Source organism: Streptomyces sp. NPDC023573 (genome assembly GCF_055559735.1).
This window is the reverse complement of the sequence record NZ_JBVHKB010000002.1, coordinates 633,546-654,437: the sequence shown is the minus strand read 5'-3', so window position 1 is coordinate 654,437 and position 20,892 is coordinate 633,546. Positions and strand designations below refer to the sequence as shown.

20 protein-coding genes are annotated in these 20,892 nt (G+C 73.4%); 8 read left to right on the top strand and 12 right to left on the bottom strand.

Annotated features, from left to right (window positions below; all coding sequences use genetic code 11):
- The first annotated feature begins 33 nt into the window (after window positions 1–33).
- Genes ACZ32T_RS09595 through ACZ32T_RS09585 form a run of 3 tightly spaced genes read left to right on the top strand, consistent with a single transcriptional unit; the run spans window position 34 to window position 2,398 of the window.
- The gene (locus ACZ32T_RS09595) at window positions 34–1,203 is read left to right on the top strand and encodes a hypothetical protein (RefSeq protein ID WP_467366120.1); all 1,170 of its coding nucleotides are present in this window, start codon (window positions 34–36) and stop codon (window positions 1,201–1,203) included.
- A 56-nt stretch (window positions 1,204–1,259) separates the two neighbouring features.
- Window positions 1,260–1,841 (top strand): sugar O-acetyltransferase, encoded by a 582-nt coding sequence (locus ACZ32T_RS09590; RefSeq protein ID WP_393757519.1) that lies wholly within the window; start codon window positions 1,260–1,262, stop codon window positions 1,839–1,841.
- 11 nt (window positions 1,842–1,852) lie between these two features.
- Window positions 1,853–2,398: a TetR/AcrR family transcriptional regulator gene (locus ACZ32T_RS09585; RefSeq protein WP_467366118.1), complete on the top strand. Its 546-nt coding sequence runs from the start codon at window positions 1,853–1,855 to the stop codon at window positions 2,396–2,398.
- A gap of 61 nt (window positions 2,399–2,459) precedes the next feature.
- On the opposite strand, the gene ACZ32T_RS09580 is transcribed toward ACZ32T_RS09585, so the two are convergent.
- The 5 genes from ACZ32T_RS09580 to ACZ32T_RS09560 all read right to left on the bottom strand — a co-directional run bounded on the left by ACZ32T_RS09580 (window position 2,460) and on the right by ACZ32T_RS09560 (window position 7,069).
- Entirely contained in the window at window positions 2,460–3,443 is a 984-nt protein-coding gene (locus tag ACZ32T_RS09580) for an ABC transporter substrate-binding protein (RefSeq protein ID WP_467366116.1), read from the bottom strand.
- 1 nt (window position 3,444) lies between these two features.
- Window positions 3,445–4,311, bottom strand: a complete 867-nt coding sequence (locus tag ACZ32T_RS09575; RefSeq protein ID WP_467270152.1) for an ABC transporter ATP-binding protein — start codon at window positions 4,309–4,311, stop codon at window positions 3,445–3,447.
- Window positions 4,308–5,393 (bottom strand): FecCD family ABC transporter permease, encoded by a 1,086-nt coding sequence (locus tag ACZ32T_RS09570; protein ID WP_467270154.1) that lies wholly within the window; start codon window positions 5,391–5,393, stop codon window positions 4,308–4,310. The genes ACZ32T_RS09575 and ACZ32T_RS09570 overlap by 4 nt, the downstream gene beginning before the upstream one ends.
- Complete coding sequence (locus ACZ32T_RS09565; RefSeq protein ID WP_467366114.1) at window positions 5,390–6,400, bottom strand: FecCD family ABC transporter permease; 1,011 nt, start codon at window positions 6,398–6,400, stop codon at window positions 5,390–5,392. Before ACZ32T_RS09565 ends, ACZ32T_RS09570 begins: the two co-directional genes overlap by 4 nt.
- A gap of 117 nt (window positions 6,401–6,517) precedes the next feature.
- Window positions 6,518–7,069 (bottom strand): hypothetical protein, encoded by a 552-nt coding sequence (locus tag ACZ32T_RS09560; protein ID WP_467366112.1) that lies wholly within the window; start codon window positions 7,067–7,069, stop codon window positions 6,518–6,520.
- Between the two features lie 91 nt (window positions 7,070–7,160).
- Here ACZ32T_RS09560 and ACZ32T_RS09555 point away from each other — a divergent pair, with 91 nt between their 5' ends.
- On the top strand, window positions 7,161–7,778 hold the full coding sequence (locus ACZ32T_RS09555) for an HAD family hydrolase (RefSeq protein ID WP_467270159.1): 618 nt from the start codon (window positions 7,161–7,163) through the stop codon (window positions 7,776–7,778).
- 24 nt (window positions 7,779–7,802) lie between these two features.
- Here ACZ32T_RS09555 and ACZ32T_RS09550 read toward each other — a convergent pair whose 3' ends face one another.
- Entirely contained in the window at window positions 7,803–8,039 is a 237-nt protein-coding gene (locus ACZ32T_RS09550; protein WP_356707881.1) for a hypothetical protein, read from the bottom strand.
- A gap of 166 nt (window positions 8,040–8,205) precedes the next feature.
- Between ACZ32T_RS09550 and ACZ32T_RS09545 the strand changes: the two genes are divergently transcribed.
- The gene (locus ACZ32T_RS09545; protein WP_014154805.1) at window positions 8,206–8,589 is read left to right on the top strand and encodes a cold-shock protein; all 384 of its coding nucleotides are present in this window, start codon (window positions 8,206–8,208) and stop codon (window positions 8,587–8,589) included.
- Between the two features lie 39 nt (window positions 8,590–8,628).
- On the opposite strand, the gene ACZ32T_RS09540 is transcribed toward ACZ32T_RS09545, so the two are convergent.
- The 4 genes from ACZ32T_RS09540 to ACZ32T_RS09525 are packed head-to-tail and all read right to left on the bottom strand — an operon-like array spanning window position 8,629 to window position 12,198.
- Window positions 8,629–9,534: a 1,4-dihydroxy-6-naphthoate synthase gene (locus ACZ32T_RS09540; protein ID WP_467270162.1), complete on the bottom strand. Its 906-nt coding sequence runs from the start codon at window positions 9,532–9,534 to the stop codon at window positions 8,629–8,631.
- Window positions 9,506–10,225, bottom strand: a complete 720-nt coding sequence (locus ACZ32T_RS09535) for a futalosine hydrolase (protein ID WP_467270163.1) — start codon at window positions 10,223–10,225, stop codon at window positions 9,506–9,508. Before ACZ32T_RS09535 ends, ACZ32T_RS09540 begins: the two co-directional genes overlap by 29 nt.
- Window positions 10,226–10,251: 26 nt before the next feature.
- On the bottom strand, window positions 10,252–10,734 hold the full coding sequence (locus tag ACZ32T_RS09530) for a DUF2771 domain-containing protein (RefSeq protein WP_467270165.1): 483 nt from the start codon (window positions 10,732–10,734) through the stop codon (window positions 10,252–10,254).
- 27 nt (window positions 10,735–10,761) lie between these two features.
- Window positions 10,762–12,198 (bottom strand): MFS transporter, encoded by a 1,437-nt coding sequence (locus ACZ32T_RS09525; protein ID WP_467270167.1) that lies wholly within the window; start codon window positions 12,196–12,198, stop codon window positions 10,762–10,764.
- A gap of 440 nt (window positions 12,199–12,638) precedes the next feature.
- Between ACZ32T_RS09525 and ACZ32T_RS09520 the strand changes: the two genes are divergently transcribed.
- Together ACZ32T_RS09520 and ACZ32T_RS09515 are read left to right on the top strand one after the other, a co-directional pair.
- Window positions 12,639–13,571: a DUF3027 domain-containing protein gene (locus ACZ32T_RS09520; RefSeq protein ID WP_467270168.1), complete on the top strand. Its 933-nt coding sequence runs from the start codon at window positions 12,639–12,641 to the stop codon at window positions 13,569–13,571.
- 228 nt (window positions 13,572–13,799) lie between these two features.
- Window positions 13,800–16,979, top strand: a complete 3,180-nt coding sequence (locus ACZ32T_RS09515) for a sacsin N-terminal ATP-binding-like domain-containing protein (protein WP_467366110.1) — start codon at window positions 13,800–13,802, stop codon at window positions 16,977–16,979.
- A gap of 73 nt (window positions 16,980–17,052) precedes the next feature.
- Here ACZ32T_RS09515 and ACZ32T_RS09510 read toward each other — a convergent pair whose 3' ends face one another.
- Entirely contained in the window at window positions 17,053–17,313 is a 261-nt protein-coding gene (locus ACZ32T_RS09510; RefSeq protein WP_467270172.1) for a hypothetical protein, read from the bottom strand.
- 215 nt (window positions 17,314–17,528) lie between these two features.
- Between ACZ32T_RS09510 and ACZ32T_RS09505 the strand changes: the two genes are divergently transcribed.
- Window positions 17,529–18,392 (top strand): calcium-binding protein, encoded by an 864-nt coding sequence (locus ACZ32T_RS09505; RefSeq protein WP_467366108.1) that lies wholly within the window; start codon window positions 17,529–17,531, stop codon window positions 18,390–18,392.
- 12 nt (window positions 18,393–18,404) lie between these two features.
- On the opposite strand, the gene ACZ32T_RS09500 is transcribed toward ACZ32T_RS09505, so the two are convergent.
- Complete coding sequence (locus ACZ32T_RS09500; protein WP_467270175.1) at window positions 18,405–20,807, bottom strand: HAD-IC family P-type ATPase; 2,403 nt, start codon at window positions 20,805–20,807, stop codon at window positions 18,405–18,407.
- Window positions 20,808–20,892: the final 85 nt, after the last annotated feature.

Genomic DNA, 20,892 nt, shown 5'->3' with positions numbered 1-20,892 from the left:
GTCGGGGCAGGGCGCCGGAGGGAGAAGGATCGCGTGGGGATCGAGAGCGACCAGCTTGTCTACGACTACCTCAGCCGGGTCGGTGACCTGGCGCAGCAGCAACAGCTGTCCTCGGGCGCCCGGATGAGGCTCGTCGTGACGCTCCGGGGAGAGATCGACCGGCAGCGCTCCACGGACGGCTCGGACTCTCCCGCGGCGGTCCGGCGCATCCTCGGACGGCTCGGCGCCCCGGGCGAACTCGTGGCCGCGGCAGCCGAGTCGGGCGACGGGGCGGTGTCCCTGCCGTCACCTCGGGCGGACACGGCCACGGGCGCGGCGGAAGCGCGCCGGGTGCCGCCCGCGCGGCGGAGCGTGCTCAGGAAAGCCGCGTCGCGCAAGGGCGCGTCGCCGCTCCGCAAGGAGCCCCGGAGCGCCGCCGGGAGCCCGGAGCCGGGGCTGGAGGAGCCGGACGTCAAGGGGCCGGTCCCCGGCGAGCCGGATGCGGACTGGCCGTCGGCGTCCGCGCCGCACATGGCGGGACTGGACCAGGCGCCGGCCGGGGCGGAGCCCGAGTGGTGGCGGATCGAGCCGGGGCCCTTCGGCGAAGGCGGCCCCGGCGGGCAGGGCGCGCCCGGGGCCATGGGGCCCGGCACCGCCGTGCCGGGGTTCGTGGGCGGGCTGGAGAGCCCCGAGCTGTTCGGACTGCCGAGCGCTCCGAAGGCCCCGGGACCGCGCACGCCGGCCGAGGCGGAGGAGCCCGGGCCGGGGGAGCCCGGGCCGGCGGAGTCCGGGGAGGGGGCCGAGCCGCCGGCGCCCCGGCGGCGGAAGCTGCGGCTGCCCCGTGTCCGGCGGGTCGCCGGGGACGGCGAGGCCGCCGTGCGGCCCCGTCTCTCGAACCCGTTGCTGCTGCTGGCTGCCGCCCTGCTGGTGGCCGGCGCCGTGTCCGGGTCGTGGCTGGCGCTCGCGGGCGGCTGGCTGCTGGCGTACAGCTCGCGCAAGTTCTCGCGCGCCGAGGCGAAGTGGGTCGCGCTGGGCCTGCCGGGCGTGGTCGTGGCCGGGGCCTTCGTCTGGCTGTGGGGCCGCACGGACGGCCGCTGGGGCGAACCCCTCGCGGCGGACGCGATGGGGGACGCGATGACGGACGTCTGGCCCGTGGTGGTGCGGGTGGCGGCGGTGTCGTCGGCGTTGTACCTGGTGTGGCGGTCGCGCCGGCTGGTGGGGTGACCGCGGCCCGCACGGAGAGTGTACGTTCGTACACTCCACGGTGTAGGCTCGCCCGCATGCCGACGGACTACTTCGCCAACGATCCGCGTACCAACCTCGAGCGCATGCTCGCCGGTGACCTCTACGTCGCCGACGACCCGGAGATCGGCCGCCGGCAGCAGCGGGCCATGCGCCTCGCGGCCCGCTTCCAGGCCGCCTACACCGAGGACGCCGACGCGGCCAGGACGATCCTGGCCGAGCTGCTGGACTCCGTGGGCGAGGGCGTCGACCTGCGCCCGCCGCTGTACGTCGACTACGGCAGCAACATCACGATCGGCGCCCGCACCTTCGTCAACTACCACCTCACCGCGCTGGACGTCGCGCGGATCACCATCGGCGAGGACTGCCAGATCGGCCCCAACGTCCAGCTCCTGACCCCCACCCATCCCGTGGAGCCCGAGCCCCGCAGGGACAAGCTGGAAGCGGCGCTCCCCATCACCATCGGTGACAACGTCTGGCTCGGCGGCGGGGTCATCGTCTGCCCCGGGGTGACGATCGGCTCCAACTCCGTGATCGGGGCCGGTGCCGTGGTCACGAAGGACATCCCCGCCGACGTCGTCGCCGTGGGCAACCCCGCCCGCGTCGTCCGCGGCGTCTGACCCGCCCGCCCATGGCCACCGGACGCACGGATCCGCAGCGGCGGGAGCGCATCCTCGCCGCCACGCTCGACCACATCGCCGAGGAGGGTGTCGTCGGCGTCTCCCACCGCAAGATCGCGAGCCGCGCCGACGTACCGCTGGGCTCGATGACGTATCACTTCGACGGCATCGACGACCTGCTGCGCGAGGCCTTCACGCGCTTCGCCGACCACATCGTGGCCGTCTTCGAGCTGCATCTGGGCCGGGCCGGCACCCCCGAGCAGGCCCGTGAGGCCGTCACCGACCTCATCCACGTGCTCTCCGAGGGCCCCAGGCGCGACCTCGTCCTCACCCAGGAGCTCTACACACTGGCCGCCCGGCGCGACGAGTACCGCGAGCTCACCCACGCGTGGATGAACCGCAGCCGCCGCCTGCTGGAGCAGCACTTCGACCCGGACACGGCCCGTCAGCTCGACGCGCTGATCGAAGGGCTGGCCCTGCACCGGTCCCTCGACACCGAGCCGCAGGACCGCGAGCTGACGCGGCTGGCGGTGCTCCGCATGACGTCCGGCGCCTGATGCCCACCCGAACCGCCTGTGGGGCGCGGACCTGACACCGCGCCCCACAGGCTTCGGCGTCCTACTTCGTCAGGTCCGCCCGGAGCTCGTCCAGGATCTTGCCCGCAGCCGTGTAGCCGATGCCCTGGATCCACAGCTCGTCCTCGACCGGGAAGGCCTTCCCGGCCTTCACCGCGCCCATGTTCTTCCACAGCCCGCTGCCCACGGTCTGCTTCTGCTTGGACTTCTCCGCGTCCCCGTACGTCGAGTGGAAGACGACGTCCGCGTCGGCCTGGTCGATCTTCTCCGGGCTGACGTCGTACGAGAAGCCGTCCTTCGCCTTGTCGACGATCGCGGGCCGGCCGAGGCCGACGTCGGCGAGGATCGTCGCGATGTAGCTCTGGCGGCCGTAGATGCGGATGTCCGCGCCCTCGACGAACCGCACCATGTTGACCTCGGTGGCCGCAGCCTTCTCCTTGCCGCCGAGCGCCTCGGTGACCTCGCCGACGTGCGCGTCGTAGCCGGCGATGACCTTCTCGGCCGCCGGGACCTTGCCGAGCGCGTTGGCGTGGACCTGGAAGTTCTCCTTCCAGGGGTAGCCCGTGTTCTCCGTCATGACCGTCGGGGCGATCTTCGAGAGCGCGTCGTACTTGTCGCCGTGGCGGATCTTGCTGGTGAGGATCAGGTCGGGCTTCAGCCCCGCGATCGCCTCCAGGTTCGGCGTCATCATCTCGCCGACGTCCTCGATGCCCGCGACCTTCTCCTTCGGCAGGTAGCTCAGGAAACCCGACTCCGTGCCCGTGTGCGTGGCGCCGACCGGCTTGACGCCGAGGGTGAGCGCGGAGTCCAGCTCCGCGGTGTCCAGGACGACGACCCGCTTCGGGGCGACGGGGACCTTGATGTTGCCCATCGCCGTCGCGACCGTGTGGGTCTTGCCGTCGGAGGAGGAGGCCGAGCCGCCGGAGCCGGAGCCGGAGTCGGACGAGCCGCAGGCGGTGAGGGCCAGCGCGGTGGTCACGGCCAGCGAGCCGGTGATGAGCAGACGGGCCGCAGGAGGTGTGGGCATGTCAGAGGGCCTTTCCGGAAGGGGAGGAGGACGGGGCGGGAGTCCAGGGTGCGCCGGGTACGACGAGCGGCGAGCCCGTGACCGGGTCGGGGACGATGACGGCTTCCAGGCCGAAGACCTCGCGCACCAGTTCGGCGGTGACGACGTCCCCGGGCCGCCCCTCGGCGACGATGCGGCCCGCCTTCATGGCGACGAGGTGATCGGCGTAGCGGGCGGCCTGGTTGAGGTCGTGCAGGACGGTGACGACGGTCCGTCCCCGGCTGCCGTCCGCGGCCGGGGCGGCGAGCCGGCGCACCAGGTCCAGGACCTCGACCTGGTGCGCGATGTCGAGATACGTCGTCGGCTCGTCGAGCAGCAGCAGATCCGTGTCCTGCGCGAGCGCCATCGCGATCCACACGCGCTGGCGCTGGCCCCCGGACAGCTCGTCCACCGGCCGGTCGCCGAGCGCGGTGATGTCCGTGCGCTCCATGGCGTCGCTCACCGCGCGCTCGTCCGCGTCCGACCACTGCTGCCACCAGCGCTGGTGCGGCTGGCGGCCGCGGGCGACCAGGTCGGAGACGGTGATCGCCTCGGGCGCCACGGGCGTCTGCGGGAGCAGCCCGACCGACTGGGCGATCGTCCGCGTGGGGATGCGGGACAGCTCCGTACCGTCCAGGAGCACGGAGCCGCCGGCCGGCTTCAGCAGCCGGCCCAGCGCGCGCAGGGTCGTCGACTTGCCGCAGGCGTTCGGGCCGACGATGACCGTCACGCACCCGTCCGGCACGGCCAGGTCCAGCTCGTGCACGACGGTGCGGTCGTCGTAGGCGAGGGTCAGGGCGCGCGCCGTGAGCCTGGACGTGGCGGTCTCCTGCGTACGGGTCGTCGTCATGCGTTGCCTCCACTGCGGCCGCCGTGGCCACGGATGATCAGCCAGATCAGATACGGGGCGCCGACCGCCGCCGTCAGCACACCCACCGGAAGCTCGGTGGGGGAGAAGAGCCTGCGGGCCAGCAGATCGGCGAGGACGACGATCACGGCGCCGAGCAGCGCCGAGCACAGCAGCGGGATCTGCGCCGTACGCGTCATCCGGCGGGCGACCTGCGGGGCGAGCAGCGCCACGAAGTCGACCGGGCCGGCCGTCCCCGTCGCCACCGACGCCAGGACCACCCCGAGGGCGACGAGTCCCAGCCGTACGCGTCCGAGGCGGACGCCCAGCGCCGTCGCGGTGTCGTCGTCCATCGAGACGGTGCGCTGCGCGCGCGCCGCCCACAGGACCGCCGGGAGCAGGACCAGGAGCGCCCAGCCGATGGGGGCGGCCTCGTTCCAGCCGCGGCCGTTGAGCGAGCCCGTCATCCAGATCTGCGCCTGCTGGGCGACCAGGTAGTCGCCCTTCGTCAGGAACAGGGTGGTCACCGACCGCAGCGCGATCGCGAAGCCGATCCCGATGAGCACGAAGCGGGTCGCGTGGAGCCCGCCGCGCCACGCGAAGAGGTACACGAGGCCGGCGGCGGCGACACCGCCGATGACGGACAGGTAGGGCAGGACGGTGTACGAGGTGAGGCCGAAGGTCATCGCGCCGACCGTGAGCGCGCTCGCGCCCTGGCTGATGCCGATGATGTCGGGGCTGGCGAGCGGGTTGCGGGCGACGGTCTGGATCAGCGCCCCGGCGATCCCGAAGGCCGCGCCGACGAGCAGCCCGACGACCATGCGGGGCAGCCGCAGGGTGCCCACGACCAGCTCGTCCGGCGACGGCTGCCCGAGGACGACCTTCACGACCTCCGCGGGCGCCACGAAGCTCTCACCGGTGCAGAGGTAGGCGACACAGACCGCCGCCAGCAGGACGACGAGGGCCACGGCGACCAGCCCGGCCCGCCGGTGGAGCAGGAAGCGGCCCCGCTTGCCGACCCGGACGACCTGGTAGCCGGCGGGGCGGACCGGGGTCCGGACGGGCACTGCCGTGTCCGCGCTCATGCGGGCACCGCCTTCCGGCGTACGAGGGTGACCAGGAACGGCACGCCGATCAGCGCCGTCATCACGCCTGCCGGGACCTCGCCGGGCGGGAACAGGACCCGGCCGACGACGTCGGAGACGAGGAGCATCACGGGCCCGACGAGGGCCGCCATCGGCAGCACCCACCGGTGGTCGCCGCCCACGATCGCCCGGGCGATGTGCGGCACCGCGAGCCCGACGAAGGCGATCGGTCCGGCCGCCGCGACGCCCGCGCCGGTGAGCAGGGTCGCGCCGACACCGCCGATGACGCGGACGGCCGCGACGTTCTGTCCCAGGCCCTTGGCGACGTCCTCGCCCAGGGCCAGTGCGTCGAGCCCGCGCGCGACGGACACCACCAGGACGGCCCCGATCAGCAGGAACGGCCAGATCTGCTGGGCGACCTGGGCCTCGCGGCCGGCGATCGAGCCCACCTGCCAGAAGCGGAACTCGTCGAGTGCCGACGCCTTCGTGGTGAGCACCGCCATGGTCACCGACACGAGCAGCGCGTTGATCGCGGCGCCGCCCAGCGCGAGCTTCACCGGCGTCGCGCCGCCCCGGCCCCGGGCGGCGATGGCGTACACGGCGACGGACGCGACGGCGGCCCCGCCGAAGGCGAACCACACGTAGCCGGTGAGGGTGTGGACGCCCGCGTAGGCGATCGCCAGCACGACGGCCACCGAGGCGCCCTGGCTGATCCCGAGGATCCCCGGGTCGGCGATGGGGTTGCGCGTGATGCCCTGGAGCACCGTGCCCGCGAGGGCGAGCGCCGAGCCGACCATCAGCCCGATCGCGGTGCGCGGCACCCGCATCTGCCGGATCACCTCGGCGGCGTCGGAGTGCCCGCCGTGCAGCAGGGCGTCCAGGACCGCGGACGGCGCGATGGTCCTCGCACCCACGGCGAGGCTGAGCAGGACGGAGAGCAGCAGGGCGACGACGGCGGCGGCCGTCGCGAGCGCGCGTCTGGACAGGCGTGGAGCGGCGGCTGCCATCGGAACCAATCGGGGTGAGCGAGAGCCGGGGACTGCGAGAATCGGGGTATTGCGAGGTAAGGCTTGGCTAAGTCTATGTGTGGTCCATGAGCCCGGGCACGGGGCCCATGGGCCCCGTCACCGGGCCCTCGCCCTGCGCAGGGCGACCTCCTCGGTGGTGACCGGAGCCTGGATCTTGTAGACGTCCCCCACGCGCAGGCCGTCCGGCGTGCTGTACTCCCCGTGTACGGCGACGAAGGAGACGGCCGTCAGCGAGCCCTGCTGCCAGAACGTGCGGTAGTACGGCGCGTTCCCCGGGTACTCCGGGATCTCCACCAGCGGGACGCCGCGCCGCCGCAGAAGACGTTCCAGCTTCTCGAACCGGAGCCGCGGGGCGAACCCTCCGTAGCGGGCGCGCAGCACCTCCCCCGGGAGGGTGCGGTCGCGGCGGGCCAGCCGGTGCACCTGGAGGCTGAAGTGGTGCCCCGACCAGGGGCCGTGGGCCCGGGCACGGTGGTAGTGGAACTCCGCCAGGCCGTAGTCACGCCACATGGTCCGTCCGAAGTCGTTCTCGGCGAAGTCCGTCCCCAGGACCGAGGCGACCTCCTCGGGGGACGCGTCGGGGCGGAGGCCGAGCACGGTGCCGGTGGTGACGGCATGGACGTAGAACGCCAGGGAGTACGGGGTCAAGGGCCGTTCCTCGGTAGGGGGGGCGGATGCGGTGGGCCCGCACTGCGGACGGCCGGGCCGCCCGGTGCGGGGCCCCGGCACAATGGACCTCATGCCTTCACACACCCTGACGGTCGGCTTCGACCTCGACATGACGCTCATCGACTCCCGCCCGGGCATCAAGGTCGCCTACGAGAAACTGGCCGCCGAGACAGGTGTGTACATCGACACCGACCTGGTCGTCAGCCGGCTCGGGCCGCCGCTCCAGGACGAGATGCGCAACTGGTTCCCGGCCGACGCGGTCGATGAGGCGTGCGACCGCTACCGGGCCCTGTACCCGGAGACGGCGATCACCCCGACGACCGCGCTCCCCGGCGCCCGGGAGGCCGTCGAGGCGGTCCAGGCGCTCGGCGGGCGGGCGATGGTCGTCACCGCCAAGTACGAGCCGAACGCCAAGCTCCACCTCGCGCACCTCGGCATAGGCGCGGACGTGCTGATCGGCGGGCTCTGGGCGGAGGGCAAGGCGCAGGCGCTCCTGGAGCACGGCGCGCGGGTCTACGTCGGCGACCACACCGGGGACGTGCGGGGCGCGCGGGCGGCGGACGCCCTGTCGGTCGCCGTCACCACCGGACCGTGCGACGAGGCCGAGCTCCGCGCCGCCGGAGCCGATGTGATCCTGCCCGACCTCATGGTGTTCCCCGCCTGGCTGCGGACCTTCGCCGCGGCCTGACGGGCCACCGGAAGGCGCCTGCCGCTACCTCGCGGCGGCGCGCTTCGGGGAGTTCTTCCACACCGACCGCACCACCCCCGCGGCCGCGATCAGGAAGCCGAGCCCCATCAGCATGCACACCGCGTAGGCGATGGACGGGAACGGGTCGGTGCCCAGGAAGAGTGGGGCCACGGTGACCAGTGTGGCCAGTGCGCCGATGAAGAAGATGATCGCGCCGACCTGTACGAGCCGGTCGCCTGCGCCGGAAGGAGTAGTACTCACCCGGTCAGGGTAGTTCCCAGCTCGGCGGAACCATCCGGCGACGTCTTGTGTCCGGCCCCTGGACCATTAGCCTGGGGCATGGCGGGTCGGAAGACCCGCTGTACTGCTATCCGGAGCCGTTTCCCGGCTCTCCCGCGCACCGACGAGTACGAGGACGAGGACAGACGTGCCCACGGGTAAGGTCAAATGGTTCAATTCGGAAAAGGGCTTCGGCTTTCTTTCGCGCGACGACGGCGCCGACGTCTTCGTCCACTCCTCCGTACTCCCGGCCGGCGTCGAAGCGCTCAAGCCGGGCCAGCGCGTCGAGTTCGGCGTGGTCGCCGGCCAGCGCGGTGACCAGGCCCTCTCCGTGGTGATCCTCGACCCCACCCCGTCCGTCGCCGCCGCGCAGCGGCGCAGGCCGGACGAGCTGGCCTCGATCGTGCAGGACCTCACGACGGTGCTGGAGAACATCACGCCGCTGCTGGAGCGCGGCCGCTACCCCGACAAGGCGGCGGGCGCGAAGATCGCCGGCCTGCTGAGGGCGGTCGCCGACCAGCTCGACGTCTGACGTCCGCGGGGGCGCCCGGGCACGGCCCGGGCGCCCCCGTCAGCGCCCGGTGACGGAGAACGCGTCCGGTGCCAGGGCCGGCACGAGGCCCTCGGCCGCCGCCCGGGTCAGGAGGCCGCGGATCGCCGCATAGCCGCTCTCGCCGAGATCGGCGGTGAACTCGTTCACGTACAGCCCGATGTGCTGGTCGGCCACGGCCGGGTCCATCTCCTGGGCGTGCTCCAGGACGTACGGGCGCGAACGCTCCGGGTCGTCCCAGGCCATCCGCACCGACGTCCGGATCGACTCCGACAGCCTGTTCAGCGTCTCCTCGCCCAGCGAGCGCTTGGCGATGATCGCGCCGAGCGGGATCGGCAGGCCGGTGGTCGACTCCCAGTGCTCACCCATGTCGGCGAGGCTGTGCAGACCGTAGTTCTGGTACGTGAACCGGGCCTCGTGGATCACGAGCCCGGCGTCCACCCGGCCGTCGCGCACCGCCGGCATGATCTCGTCGAACGGCATGACGACGATCTCGCCCACGCCGTCCGGCACGACCTCGGCCGCCCACAGCCGGAACAGCAGATAGGCGGTGGAGCGCTCGCTCGGCACGGCGACGGTCTTCCCCGTCAGGTCCGCGCCCGCCTCCTTCGTGAGGACGAGCGGCCCGCAGCCGCGCCCCAGGGCGCCTCCGCACGGCAGCAGGGCGTACTCGTCGAGCACCCAGGGGAGGACGGCGTACGACACCTTCAGCACGTCGAGCTCGCCGCGCTCGGCCATGCCGTTGGTGAGGTCGATGTCGGCGAAGGTGACATCGAGGGCGGGCGCGCCGGGGACCCTTCCGTGCGCCCAGGCGTCGAAGACGAAGGTGTCGTTGGGACACGGCGAGAAGGCGATCCGCAGCGCGGGGAGCGAGGCGCCGGAGGAGTCCGTCGCGGAGTCAGTCACGGTGTCGGTCGAGTCGGTCATGCCAGGTCCAACTTTCCACTACGGGTGCGGTCTTCCCGAACGCCTCGGTGAGCGCCGCCAGGGCGTCGCCGATGCGCCAGGCCGCGCGGTCGCGCGGCCCGACGGTGTTCGAGACGGCCCGGAGCTCCAGCGCCGGCACGCCGAGCCTGCCGGCGGCCTCCGCGACGCCGAAGCCCTCCATGGCCTCGGCGACGGCTCCGGGGTGCGCGGCCAGCAGCTCGGCGGTGCGGGCCGCGCTGCCGGTCACGGTGGAGACGGTGAGGACGGGGCCCGGCACGGCGCCGGTGGCCTCCGCCACGTCCCGTACGAGCGCCTCGGGCGGCAGGAAGGTGTCCCTGCCGAAGCCGAGGCCGGTGACGGGCACGAAGCCGTCCGGGGTCTCGGCACCCAGGTCGGCGGCGACGATACCGGTCGCCACGACGAGGGAGCCGACGGGCGCGGCGGGGGCGAAACCACCGCCGATGCCGGCCGAGACGACGGCGGCGTAGGGCCCCGAGGCGGGCGCGGCGGCGAGGGCGAAGGCGGTGGCGGCCGCCGCGGCGGCCGGACCCGCGCCACTCGCGAGGACGTCGAACGGGCCCGCCCGGTGCAGCTCGGCGCCGGGAACCTCCCGCACCTCCGGATCACCGGCGAACGCGCGCGTCACCGCGTCCCGTTCGGCCGGGACGGCGGTCACGACGAGCACCCGCACGGTGGTCCTCCTGGTCGAAGGGTCGGTCAGGAGGTCTTCGTGAGCTGGAAGTGCCAGACGCCCGTGAGCTTCTGTCCCTTGGTCTCGACGATGCTGACCTGCGTCTTGTCCGCCGTGGTCTCACCGGTCTGGCTGGCGAAGAAGGCGCTGCCGGGGATCGACCGGTACGTCTTCTTGTACGGCTCCTGCTCGGCCTGCTGGCCGTTGATGAAGAGGGTCCAGCCGTGGTCCGCGACCTCGGGGTCGACGCCGAAGCGGACCTTGTCGTCCATCGCGACCTTGACGGACTTCTCCGCCTTCTTGTTCAGGCAGCCCTGGATCTCGGACTCCTTGAGGGCCTTGCCGTCGTTGTAGCAGGACGCCTCGGTGCTCACCGAGTTGTCGCCGACCGTCACGGTGGCGAGCGGCGTCGGCTTGTCGCAGGCGGACAGGACAAGGAGTCCCGCGGACACGGCACCAAGAGCGACGCCGATTCGACGGCCCTTACCGGAGAAGAACGCAACGGTCATGCGCCGAAGGTTATCGGTCGGTGCCGCTCACGCCACGCGGGGGTGCGGTGAGCCGCGCCGTGCGGCCCCCAGGAGCCCCCGTACGGAGGCGGCGGCGCCCAGCGCCAGGAGCCCCGCGGCGACGGACATGCCGAGTACTCCGTTGAGCGGCAGGGCGATACCGATCGCGCCGCCGACCACCCAGGACATCTGGAGCAGCGTCTCCGACCGGGCGAAGGCCGACGTACGCACCTCCTCGGGCACGTCGCGCTGGATCATCGCGTCCAGCGACAGCTTCGACAGGGCCTGAGTGAAACCCGCCACCGCGGCGAGGGCGGCGACCATCACCGTGCTGAAGAACACCGCCGCGAGCACGGCGGCCCCCAGGGCGAGGCCCAGCACCGTCGCGACGATCGCCTCGGGGCCGCGCGCCCTGAGCCACGAGCCGACCGCCGTGCCGCAGGCGTTCCCGGCACCCGCCGCGACCCCGACGATCCCGAGGGAGACGGCGGCGCTCTGCCCCGCCAGGGGGTGCTCGCGCAGCAGGAACGCCAGGAAGAAGATCAGGAAGCCGGAGAGCGCGCGGTGCGCGGCGTTGGCCTGGAGGCCGTGCAGGACGGACGGGCCGACGGACCGCAGCCCCGGCGGCTTCTCCCGCCCGTTCCTCCTCCTGAGCCTCGTGCTGCCGCTGCGGTTGCCCTTGGAGGTGTTGACGCGGACGGGCGGCGCGGGGGCCGTCTCCTCGTGCGGGACGACGAGGCGGGCCTTGCGCTCGCCCTTCGCGGAGTCGACCTTGTGGGGCAGGGTGAAGGCGAGGACCGTACCGCCCAGGAAGATCGCACAGGCGCCGTAGAGCGGCCAGGGGGACCCGACGCTCTGCAGCCCCGCCCCGATCGGCGCCGCGACACCGGTGGCCAGCAGACCGGCGAGGGTGACCCGCGAGTTGGCCTTCACCAGGGAGAAGCGGGGCGGCAGGAGACGGGGCACGACGGCGCTGCGCACCACCCCGTACGCCTTCGAGCACACCAGGACGCCCAGGGCCGCCGGATAGAGCTCCAGGCCGCCCGTGGCCACCGCGCCCGACATCGTGATCGCGAGGACCGCCCGGGCGAACATCGCCCCGGCCATCGCGGCACGGCGGCCGTGCGGCAGACGGTCCAGAAGAGGGCCGACCACCGGGGCGAGCAGGGTGAAGGGGGCCATGGTCACGGCGAGGTACAGGGCGACGCGCCCGCGCGCCTCGTCCGTCGGCACGGAGAAGAACACCGTGGAGGCGAGCGCCACGGTGATCATGACGTCACCGGCGCCGTTGACCGCGTGCAGCTCGATCAGCTTGCCGAGGCCCGACTCGCCCGCCCCATGGGCGTGGGTCGCCTTCCTGATCCCCCGCGCGGTGCCCGTGAACGGGGCGCGCAGGGCACGGGCCATCGCCCGTCCCGCCCTGCGGAGCGGGCCGGATCCGTCGGACGACCTGGCGGCGGCCACGTGGTCATAGTGCCCCACCCCCTGCCGTCACGAACCCATGATCGGGCCGGGGCGTGGCGGCGGACGCTCCGTCGGGTGAGTCGCCCCGGCCGGGAAATGGCCGGTACGCACCTCCGGACCCGGGCGATTTCGACCTTCGCGCGGCGGCGTAACCGGACCGGAGGGGAAGGGTTCCTGTCCAGTTCCGGACGGGCAGGTGGGCGCGGGGCGGCGGAGAGGGTAGCGTGCACTCACGCGCCACCGGCGGTTGTTCTTGGCCGCGCGCCTCTCCGCGATCCCGCAGAATGGGTGGCAGAAGGCGCGCCCGAGGCAGGCACAACGGGTGTGGACGTCGACGCGGCCCCCAGGTCCGCTCCGCTCACAACTGTCATGGCCGAAATCGGACATCGATGGAGCTGCTGGCGCGCTCGTGAGACGGCGTATGGAGAGAAGCGAGACCTGTGAGTGCTGCGACGACGCGAAGCCGTACGGCCCGTACCCCCGCCCCTGACCGTCTGTGCGCCGAGGCGGTAGACCTCGCACGCGCTGCGGCGGAGGAGGCCGCCGCCCCAGGAGTGGTGGGTGAGCACGTGGCCCTGGTCTCCGAAGGTGACCGGGTGGTCACGCACTACTTCGAGGCCGAGGAGCCCGGCTACCGGGGCTGGCGCTGGGCGGTGACGGTCGCCAGGGCCTCCCGCGCCAAGAAGGTCACCCTTGACGAAACGGTGCTGCTGCCCGGAGCCGACGCGCTCCTCGCCCCCGAGTGGGTGCCCTGGAGCGAGCGCCTGCGCCCCGGCGACATGGGCCCGGGCGACCTGCTGCCCACCGAGGCGGAGGACCCGCGCCTGGAGCCCGGCTGGACGGGCGAGGACGAGCCCCTGCCGAACTCCGCGGTGTCCGAGGTGTCGCAGGAGCTGGCCGCCCTCGCCGACGTCGAGGACGCGGAGCTGACGACGCTGCCCGCGACCAGCCGCGGCTCGATCGCCGCGGTCGCCGACGAGCTCGGCACGCGGCGTGCGCGGGTGCTCTCCCGGTACGGGCTGCGGCTGGCGGCGGACCGGTGGGACGAGGAGTTCGGCGCACGGACGCCCATGGCGCAGGCGGCGCCCGCGTCCTGCGTCAGCTGCGCGTTCCTGGTGCCGATGGCCGGCTCGCTGAAGCAGGCCTTCGGTGTCTGCGCGAACGAGTTCGCCCCGGCGGACGGCCGGGTCGTCTCCCTGGCGTACGGCTGCGGGGGCCACTCCGAGGCGGCGGTCATGCCGAAGCCGCCGAAGCCCGCGCCGCACGCGCTCGACACGATGCGGGTGGACGACTACTCCCTGCGTCCGTCCGACGGCTCCGGCTCGGTCCCGGACCGTCCGGACGGCGCGACGGAGGACCTGGGCCACTCCTGACGCGCCTGCCCGCCGCGGTGCCCGGGCACCGCGGGGCCGGGGCCTCCCGGCGCCGGTCTCGTCCCCGGTCTCCCCGGATTCCGTCCGGGGCCCCGACGGGCCTGCTCTGCCGGGCCCCGCGTGTCGCCGGTCCCGGGCCGGCCGGCCTTGAGGGCTGTCCCGTCGCGGTACCTTCGGGCGCACACTGGGCGTCACGGGTAACCGGAAGAGCGGAGTAGGAGCGTGGGCATGAATGCGACCGAGGGGGCCGATCCGTTCGGGACGGCGCGACTGCGGCGCGGCGTGCTCGACGCCTGGGGCGCGGGCCCGGCCCGCTTCCGGGAGGACGCCAACGCCGAGGAGGACCTCGCCCTGGGCGGCTACCGCGACCGGCTGGTCGTCGAGCTCGCCCAGAACGCCGCCGACGCCGCCGCCCGCGCCGGTGTCCCCGGCCGGCTCCGCCTCACCCTGCACGAGGCGGGCGACGGGAGCCCCGCCGTCCTGGCCGCCGCCAACAACGGCGCTCCCCTCGACGCGACCGGCGTCGAGTCGCTGAGCACCCTGCGCGCCTCCGCCAAGCGCGAGGGGCACGAGTCGTCCGTGGGCCGCTTCGGTGTCGGTTTCGCCGCCGTGCTGGCCGTCAGCGACGAGCCCGCCGTGATCGGACGCCACGGAGGCGTCCGCTGGTCCCTCGCGGAGGCCCGCGACCTCGCGCGGCAGGCGGCCGTCGCCAGCCCCGGCCTCGGCGACGAGCTGCGCCGCCGCGACGGACACGTACCGCTGCTCCGGCTCCCGCTGCCCGCCGAGGGCACCGCGCCCGACGGTTACGACACCGTGGTCGTCCTTCCGCTCCGCGACGGAGTCGCCGAGGACCTCGTGAGCAGGCTGCTCGACGGCGTCGACGACGCGCTCCTCCTGACCCTGTCCGGTCTCGACGAGGTCGTCATCGAAACCCCCGGCGGCGTAAGGACGTTGCGGCGCTCGCAGCACGGCCCGTACACGCACGTCGACGACTCCGCGCACGGCCTCCACCGCTGGCGCACCGTCGCCCGGCAGGGCCCCCTGGAGCCCGCACTGCTGGCCGACCGGCCCGTCGAGGAGCGGCTGCGTCCCCACTGGTCCGTGACGTGGGCCGTGCCCGTGGGCGAGGACGGGGCGCCCCAGCAGCCCCGTACGGCGCCCGTCGTGCACGCGCCGACCCCCACCGACGAACCCCTCGGCGTCCCCGCGCTGCTGATCGCCTCGCTGCCGCTGGACACCACCCGCCGGCACCCCGCGCCGGGCCCGTTGACCGACTTCCTGGTGCAGCGCGCGGCCGACGCCTACGCCGAGCTGCTCGCCGGGTGGGAGCCCGTGTCCACCGCCACGATCGCCCTGGTGCCGGGCGTGCTCGGCAAGGGGCAGCTCGACGGCGCCCTGCGCGCCGCGATCCTGGAGCGGCTGCCCCGGGTGGCGTTCCTGGAGCCCGCCGCGCCCCGCGACCCAGCCGAGGCCGCGGCGCAGTGGGACGACTGGGACGGCGCCGGTGCCCCGACCCCGGGGACCACCGCGCTGCGGCCCGTCGAGGCCGAGGTGGTCGAGGGCGTGGGCGACCGGACCGTACGGGTACTCGCCGAGGTCCTGCCCTGTCTGCTGCCCGCCGGGCTCGAACGCCGCGTGGAGCTGCGTACGCTCGGGGTCGCCCGGGTCCCGCTGACCGAGGCCATCGACCGGCTGGCCGGTCTCGAGCGCGACCCGGACTGGTGGCGGCGGCTCTACGACAGCCTGACCGGCGTCGACCCCGACCGGCTCTCCGGGCTGCCCGTGCCCCTCGCGGGCTCCGCCGACGCGCCGCCCCGCACCACCATCGGCCCCCGTCAGGTGCTCCTGCCGCTGCCGGACGCGCTCACCTCACCCGTGCTCGCCCGGCTGGCCCGGCTCGGCCTGAAGGTCGCCCACCCGGACGCCGCCCACCCCCTGCTGGAGAAGCTGGGCGCGCTGCCCGCCACGCCCCGCGCCGTACTGACGACCCCGCAGGTCAGGGCCGCCGTCGCGGGGTCGCTGGACGCGGGAGAGATCTGGGACGAGGACGCCCTGGACGGGGACGAGCTCGCGGAGACCGTCCTCACGCTCGTGCGCGACGCGGACCTCTCGCCCGGCGACGAGCCCTGGCTGGGCGCGCTCGCCCTGCCCGACGAGGACGGTGAACCCGCCCCCGCCGGCGAACTCGTGCTGCCGGACAGCCCGTTCGCCCAGGTGATGCGCGAGGGCGAACTCGCCCTGTGCGACGCCGAGCTGGCCGGCCGCTGGGGCGAACAGCCCCTGACCGCCTGCGGGGTGCTGGCCACCTTCGCCCTCGTACGCGCCACCGACGTCGTCCTGGACCCGGACGAACTGGAGCCCCGCGACACAGACTTCGCCGAGACCGACGACGCCGGGCTGCTCGACGCCGTCGACGTGTGGTGCGAGGACGTCCTGGACCAGCTCCCGGACACCCCCGTCCCGCCGGTCGCCACCGAGCTCGTCGCCGTACGCGACCTGGACCTCGTCGACGACGACGCCTGGCCGCAGGCGCTGGCGATGCTCGCCCGCCCGCCGCTGCGCGACGCGCTGACCCAGCCGGTACGGGTGCTGCTCCCGGACGGTACGACGCAGTCGGTGCGGCCCTATACCGCGTGGTGGCTTCGCGACCACCCCGTGCTCGACGGCCGCCGCCCGGCCGGCCTGCGCGCGGCGGGCGGCGACCCGCGCCTGGCGGGCCTGTACGACTCCGCGGACGCGACGGGCTTCGACGACGCCCAGGTGCTGCGCGCCCTCGGCGTACGGACCTCGGTGGCGGCGCTCCTGGACGAGCCGGGCGGGGCGGCCGAGCTGCTGGGCCGGCTCGCCGACGAGGACCGTCCCGTCGGCCCCGTACAACTGCACTCGCTCTACACGGCGCTCGCCGAGCTGGACCCCGAACAGGTGACGCTGCCGGACGAGTTGCGGGCCGTCGTGGACGACGAGGTGCGGGTCGCCGACGCGGCGGACGTCGTGATCGCCGACGCCCCCGACCTGCTGCCGCTGACCGGCGGGCTCCCGCTGCTCCCGGTGGCCCCGGCGCGGGCCGCCGAGCTGGCGGACCTGCTCCAGGTGCGCCGGCTGGGCGAAAGTGTCGAGGCCGTGGTGACGACGGAGGGCGAGGAGCACCAGGTTCCGGAGTCCGTACGGATCCTGCTCGGCGCCGGGACCCCCGGCACCTACGTCGAGCACGGCGAACTGCGGGCGGGCGGAGTCGAGCTGGACTGGCGCCGCACCCCGGACGGTGTGGTCCACGCGTCGACGCTGGAGGGCGTGGCGGCGGGCCTCGCCTGGGCGGCCGGCCAGTGGCCGCGCCGCTTCGAGGTGGCGGCGCTCCTGGAGGACCCGTCCCGCACGGAGGAGCTGGCCCGGGACCGCTGGTTCGACTGAGCCGCCGGCCGGGCGCCGGCCGGCGGGCGCCCGGCCGGCCCTGTGCCGTCGGCCTGGTGCCGCCGGGCCGGGCTCACAGCTCCTGGACGTACCGCTTCGCGACGACCAGCGAGGCGAGCGGGTGGTCGCCTCGGACGGTCTTGACCGCCGCGATGTCACCGTGGGCGCCGCGGACGGCCCGGACCTTGTCCGCGTCGACCTGGCCCCGGAAGCCCTCGTACGTCCCGTAGTGATCCCAGAAGGCGCGCTTCCGCTTCCGGGCGGCGCGGTCTCCGGCGATCCCCAGGGCCCCCGAGATCCCGAGCGCGAGGGCTCCGGCGAGCAGGTCGATCATGCGCATGTCCCTTCGGGGGCGAGGGCGTTGACACCTGGCCGCTGCTACCCCGGTTCGGCCCATGTATGCGATCTTCACGGAAAAGTCGCGCCCCGGGCACAACCTTTCACGCTTGTTCACTGTCTGTTCGTGCGAGTCACCAGACTCATCGACCAATCGGGACCCGCCGGGAGGACACCACCCCCGGGGAGGTCCCCTGCCCCACAGGGGAACACATGCGTATTCGTGCCACAGTCGCCGCTGTTTCCGGCGCCCTGGCTCTGTCCGCTCTCGCCGTCCCGGCCGCGCAGGCGGGTGACCAGGAGGTCCCGAACCTGGACAGGCCCACCGCGGCCGAGGTCTTCGGCACCGGCGCCGAGGCGCCTCGCGCGGCGGCGCGCGCCGTCGCGACGACCCCGAAGATCTCCAAGGTCGTCGTCAACGGCGGAAAGGACGTCGTCGTCGGCACCACGGCCGCGAAGAAGTTCACCGTCTCCGTCACCGCCTCGCACCCGTCCGGCATCGTCGACGGCTACATCGACCTGTGGCACGGGACGAACGTGACCACCGGTCTCGACGGCGTGCTGCTGCCCAACGAGAGCGCGGCGTCCTGCAAGAACGTCAACGCCACGACCGCCACCTGCTCGATGACGATCACGGCGTACCCGGGCTACGACCTGTACAAGAACACGCTGGCCGGCACCTGGAAGGTCACCGCGGGGGCGCTCGCCGGCGACCAGTCGGTCGCGTGGAACGACTACCAGGCCACGGCCCGCGTCCAGCGCCTCTCCAAGCTGACCGTCAACGCCGCGCCGGAGCCCGTCAAGAAGGGCAAGACCATCACGGTCACCGGCAAGCTGTCGCGTGCCAACTGGGAGAACGGCACGTACATGGGCTACACCGTGCAGCCCGTCAAGCTGCAGTTCCGCAAGAAGACCAGCAACACCTACACCACCGTCAAGACCATCAAGACCAACAACACCGGTGCGCTGAAGACCACGTCCAAGGCCTCGGTGGACGGCTTCTGGCGCTACAGCTTCGCCGGCACCTCGACCACCCCGGCCGTCACGACCGCCGGTGACTTCGTCGACGTGAAGTAGCTCCCCGGAGTCCTACGAGCGGAAGCGGCGGCCGACCATACGCCAGGCCAGTTCCAGGACGGCCGCCGCGACCACCGCGATACCCACCGCCGCCCACGGCATCGTGGTCCCCACCAGCTTCAGCGCGAAGAAGTCCTGGAGCCAGGGCACCGCGAGCACGATGAGGAAGCACAGGCCCATCGTCGCCACCAGGGCGATCCGCCACCAGGTGTAGGGGCGGGCGATGATCGCCAGGACCCACATGGAGACCAGGAACAGCGTGAGGGTGGCCGCGCTGGTCTCCGCGTCCAGCGCCCCCGTGCCGGCGTAGTGGTGCCGGGCGATCAGATACGTGGCGAAGGTGGCCGCCGCCGCGATGACCCCGGAGGGGATCGCGTACCGCATGACACGGCGTACGAAGTGCGGCTGGGCCCGCTCCTTGTTGGGCGCGAGCGCCAGGAAGAACGCCGGGACGCCGATCGTCAGCGTGGACAGCAGCGTGAGATGGCGCGGCAGGAACGGGTACTCCACCTGGAAGCAGACCACCAGGATCGCCAGCAGCACCGAGTAGACGGTCTTCGTCAGGAACAGGGTGGCGACCCGGGTGATGTTGCCGATGACCCGCCGGCCCTCCGCCACGACGGACGGCAGCGTCGCGAAGCTGTTGTTCAGGAGCACGATCTGGGCCACCGCGCGGGTCGCCTCCGAGCCCGAGCCCATCGAGACCCCGATGTCGGCGTCCTTCAGCGCGAGCACGTCGTTGACGCCGTCGCCGGTCATCGCGACCGTGTGCCCGCGGGACTGGAGCGCCCCGACCATGTCCCGCTTCTGCTGCGGGGTGACCCGGCCGAAGACCGCGTTCCGCTCGATCTCCGTCGCCATCTCGTCGCTGTCCTCGGGCAGCCGGCGGGCGTCCAGGGGGTGCTCGGCGCCCGGCATCCCCAGCTTCTGGGCCACCGCGCCGACGGAGACGGCGTTGTCGCCGGAGATGACCTTCGCGGCGACGTTCTGCTCGTCGAAATAGGCCAGCGTGTCACCGGCGTCGGGCCGCAGCCGCTGCTCCAGGACGACGAGCGCGGTGGGCTCGGCCCCGGCGGCGGCGTCGGGGGCGTCCAGGCCGCCGCGTGCCCGGGCGAGGAGCAGGACCCGCAGCCCCTGCTCGTTGAGGTGGCCGGTCTCCGCGAGCACGCGGTCGTCGGCGGCCAGCAGCACATCGGGGGCGCCCAGCAGCCAGGCGGACGCGGCACCGTCGCCCTCGGTGAAGGCGGCCCCGCTGTACTTGCGGGCCGAGGAGAACGGCACGGCCTGCGTGACGCCCCAGCCCCCTTCGTCCGGGTAGGCGTCGATGATGGCCTGGAGGCTGGCGTTGGGCCGGGGATCGGAGGCGCCGAGGGCGCCCAGGACGCGGCACACGTACTCCTCGTCGGAGCCGTTCAGCGGGCGGACCTCGGTGACGTCCATGCCGCCCTCGGTGAGGGTGCCGGTCTTGTCCAGGCAGACGACGTCGACCCGGGCCAGGCCCTCGATGGCGGGCAGCTCCTGCACGAGGCACTGCTTGCGGCCGAGCCGGATGACACCGATCGCGAAGGCGACCGAGGTGAGCAGCACCAGGCCCTCGGGGATCATCGGGACGATGCCGCCGACCGTGCGGGCGACCGAGTCCTTGAAGTTGTTGTCCTTGACGACCAGCTGGCTGATGATGAGGCCGATCGCCGTCGGCACCATCATCCAGGTCACGTACTTGAGGATCGTGCTGATGCCGCTGCGGAGCTCGGACTGCACGAGGGTGAAGCGGGACGCCTCCTCGGCCAGCTGGGCGGCGTAGGCCTCGCGGCCGACCTTGGTGGCGGTGAACGCCCCGCCTCCGGCGACGACGAAGCTGCCGGACATCACCGGGTCGCCGGGCCGCTTGACCACGGGGTCGGCCTCGCCCGTCAGGAGCGACTCGTCGATCTCCAGGCTGTCGGCCTCGGCGACCGTGCCGTCCACGACGGCCTTGTCCCCGGGGCCCAGCTCGACCAGATCGCCGAGCACGATCTCGGAGACGGAGACCTCCGCGGCCCGTCCGTCACGCCGCACGGTCGGCTTCGCCTCGCCGATCACCGCGAGGCTGTCCAGGGTCTTCTTGGCGCGCCACTCCTGGACGATGCCGATGCCGGTGTTGGCGACGATCACGAAGCCGAAGAGGCTGTCCTGGATCGGCGCGACGGCCAGCATGATCACCCAGAGCACGCCGATGAGCAGGTTGAACCGGGTGAGGACATTCGCACGGACGATCTCGGTGACGGAGCGGGACGAGCGGACCGGTACGTCGTTGACCTCGCCCCGGGCCACCCGCTCGGCGACTTCGGCGGTGGTCAGCCCGCCCGCCGGCGCCGGCGAGGTCCGTACGGGGTCCGGATGCTCACCGGAGGAATCGAGTGCCCGCTGCGTCATGGTTCCGACCGTACGGGCGGAAGGGGCGGTTCACCCGCCGGAGGCCGGAAGATCCGACCGGGGGACGACCGGAATGGTCCCACGG

Bases quoted from the DNA above. Each gene is read 5' to 3' on its own strand.
- ACZ32T_RS09590 (WP_393757519.1), top strand. From the start codon at position 1,260: ATGCCGACGGACTACTTCGCCAACGATCCGCGTACCAACCTCGAGCGC.
- ACZ32T_RS09585 (WP_467366118.1), top strand. From the start codon at position 1,853: ATGGCCACCGGACGCACGGATCCGCAGCGGCGGGAGCGCATCCTCGCC.
- ACZ32T_RS09580 (WP_467366116.1), bottom strand. From the start codon at position 3,443: ATGCCCACACCTCCTGCGGCCCGTCTGCTCATCACCGGCTCGCTGGCC.
- ACZ32T_RS09575 (WP_467270152.1), bottom strand. From the start codon at position 4,311: ATGACGACGACCCGTACGCAGGAGACCGCCACGTCCAGGCTCACGGCG.
- ACZ32T_RS09570 (WP_467270154.1), bottom strand. From the start codon at position 5,393: ATGAGCGCGGACACGGCAGTGCCCGTCCGGACCCCGGTCCGCCCCGCC.
- ACZ32T_RS09565 (WP_467366114.1), bottom strand. From the start codon at position 6,400: ATGGCAGCCGCCGCTCCACGCCTGTCCAGACGCGCGCTCGCGACGGCC.
- ACZ32T_RS09555 (WP_467270159.1), top strand. From the start codon at position 7,161: ATGCCTTCACACACCCTGACGGTCGGCTTCGACCTCGACATGACGCTC.
- ACZ32T_RS09540 (WP_467270162.1), bottom strand. From the start codon at position 9,534: ATGACCGACTCGACCGACACCGTGACTGACTCCGCGACGGACTCCTCC.
- ACZ32T_RS09530 (WP_467270165.1), bottom strand. From the start codon at position 10,734: ATGACCGTTGCGTTCTTCTCCGGTAAGGGCCGTCGAATCGGCGTCGCT.
- ACZ32T_RS09515 (WP_467366110.1), top strand. From the start codon at position 13,800: ATGAATGCGACCGAGGGGGCCGATCCGTTCGGGACGGCGCGACTGCGG.
- ACZ32T_RS09510 (WP_467270172.1), bottom strand. From the start codon at position 17,313: ATGATCGACCTGCTCGCCGGAGCCCTCGCGCTCGGGATCTCGGGGGCC.
- ACZ32T_RS09505 (WP_467366108.1), top strand. From the start codon at position 17,529: ATGCGTATTCGTGCCACAGTCGCCGCTGTTTCCGGCGCCCTGGCTCTG.
- ACZ32T_RS09500 (WP_467270175.1), bottom strand. From the start codon at position 20,807: ATGACGCAGCGGGCACTCGATTCCTCCGGTGAGCATCCGGACCCCGTA.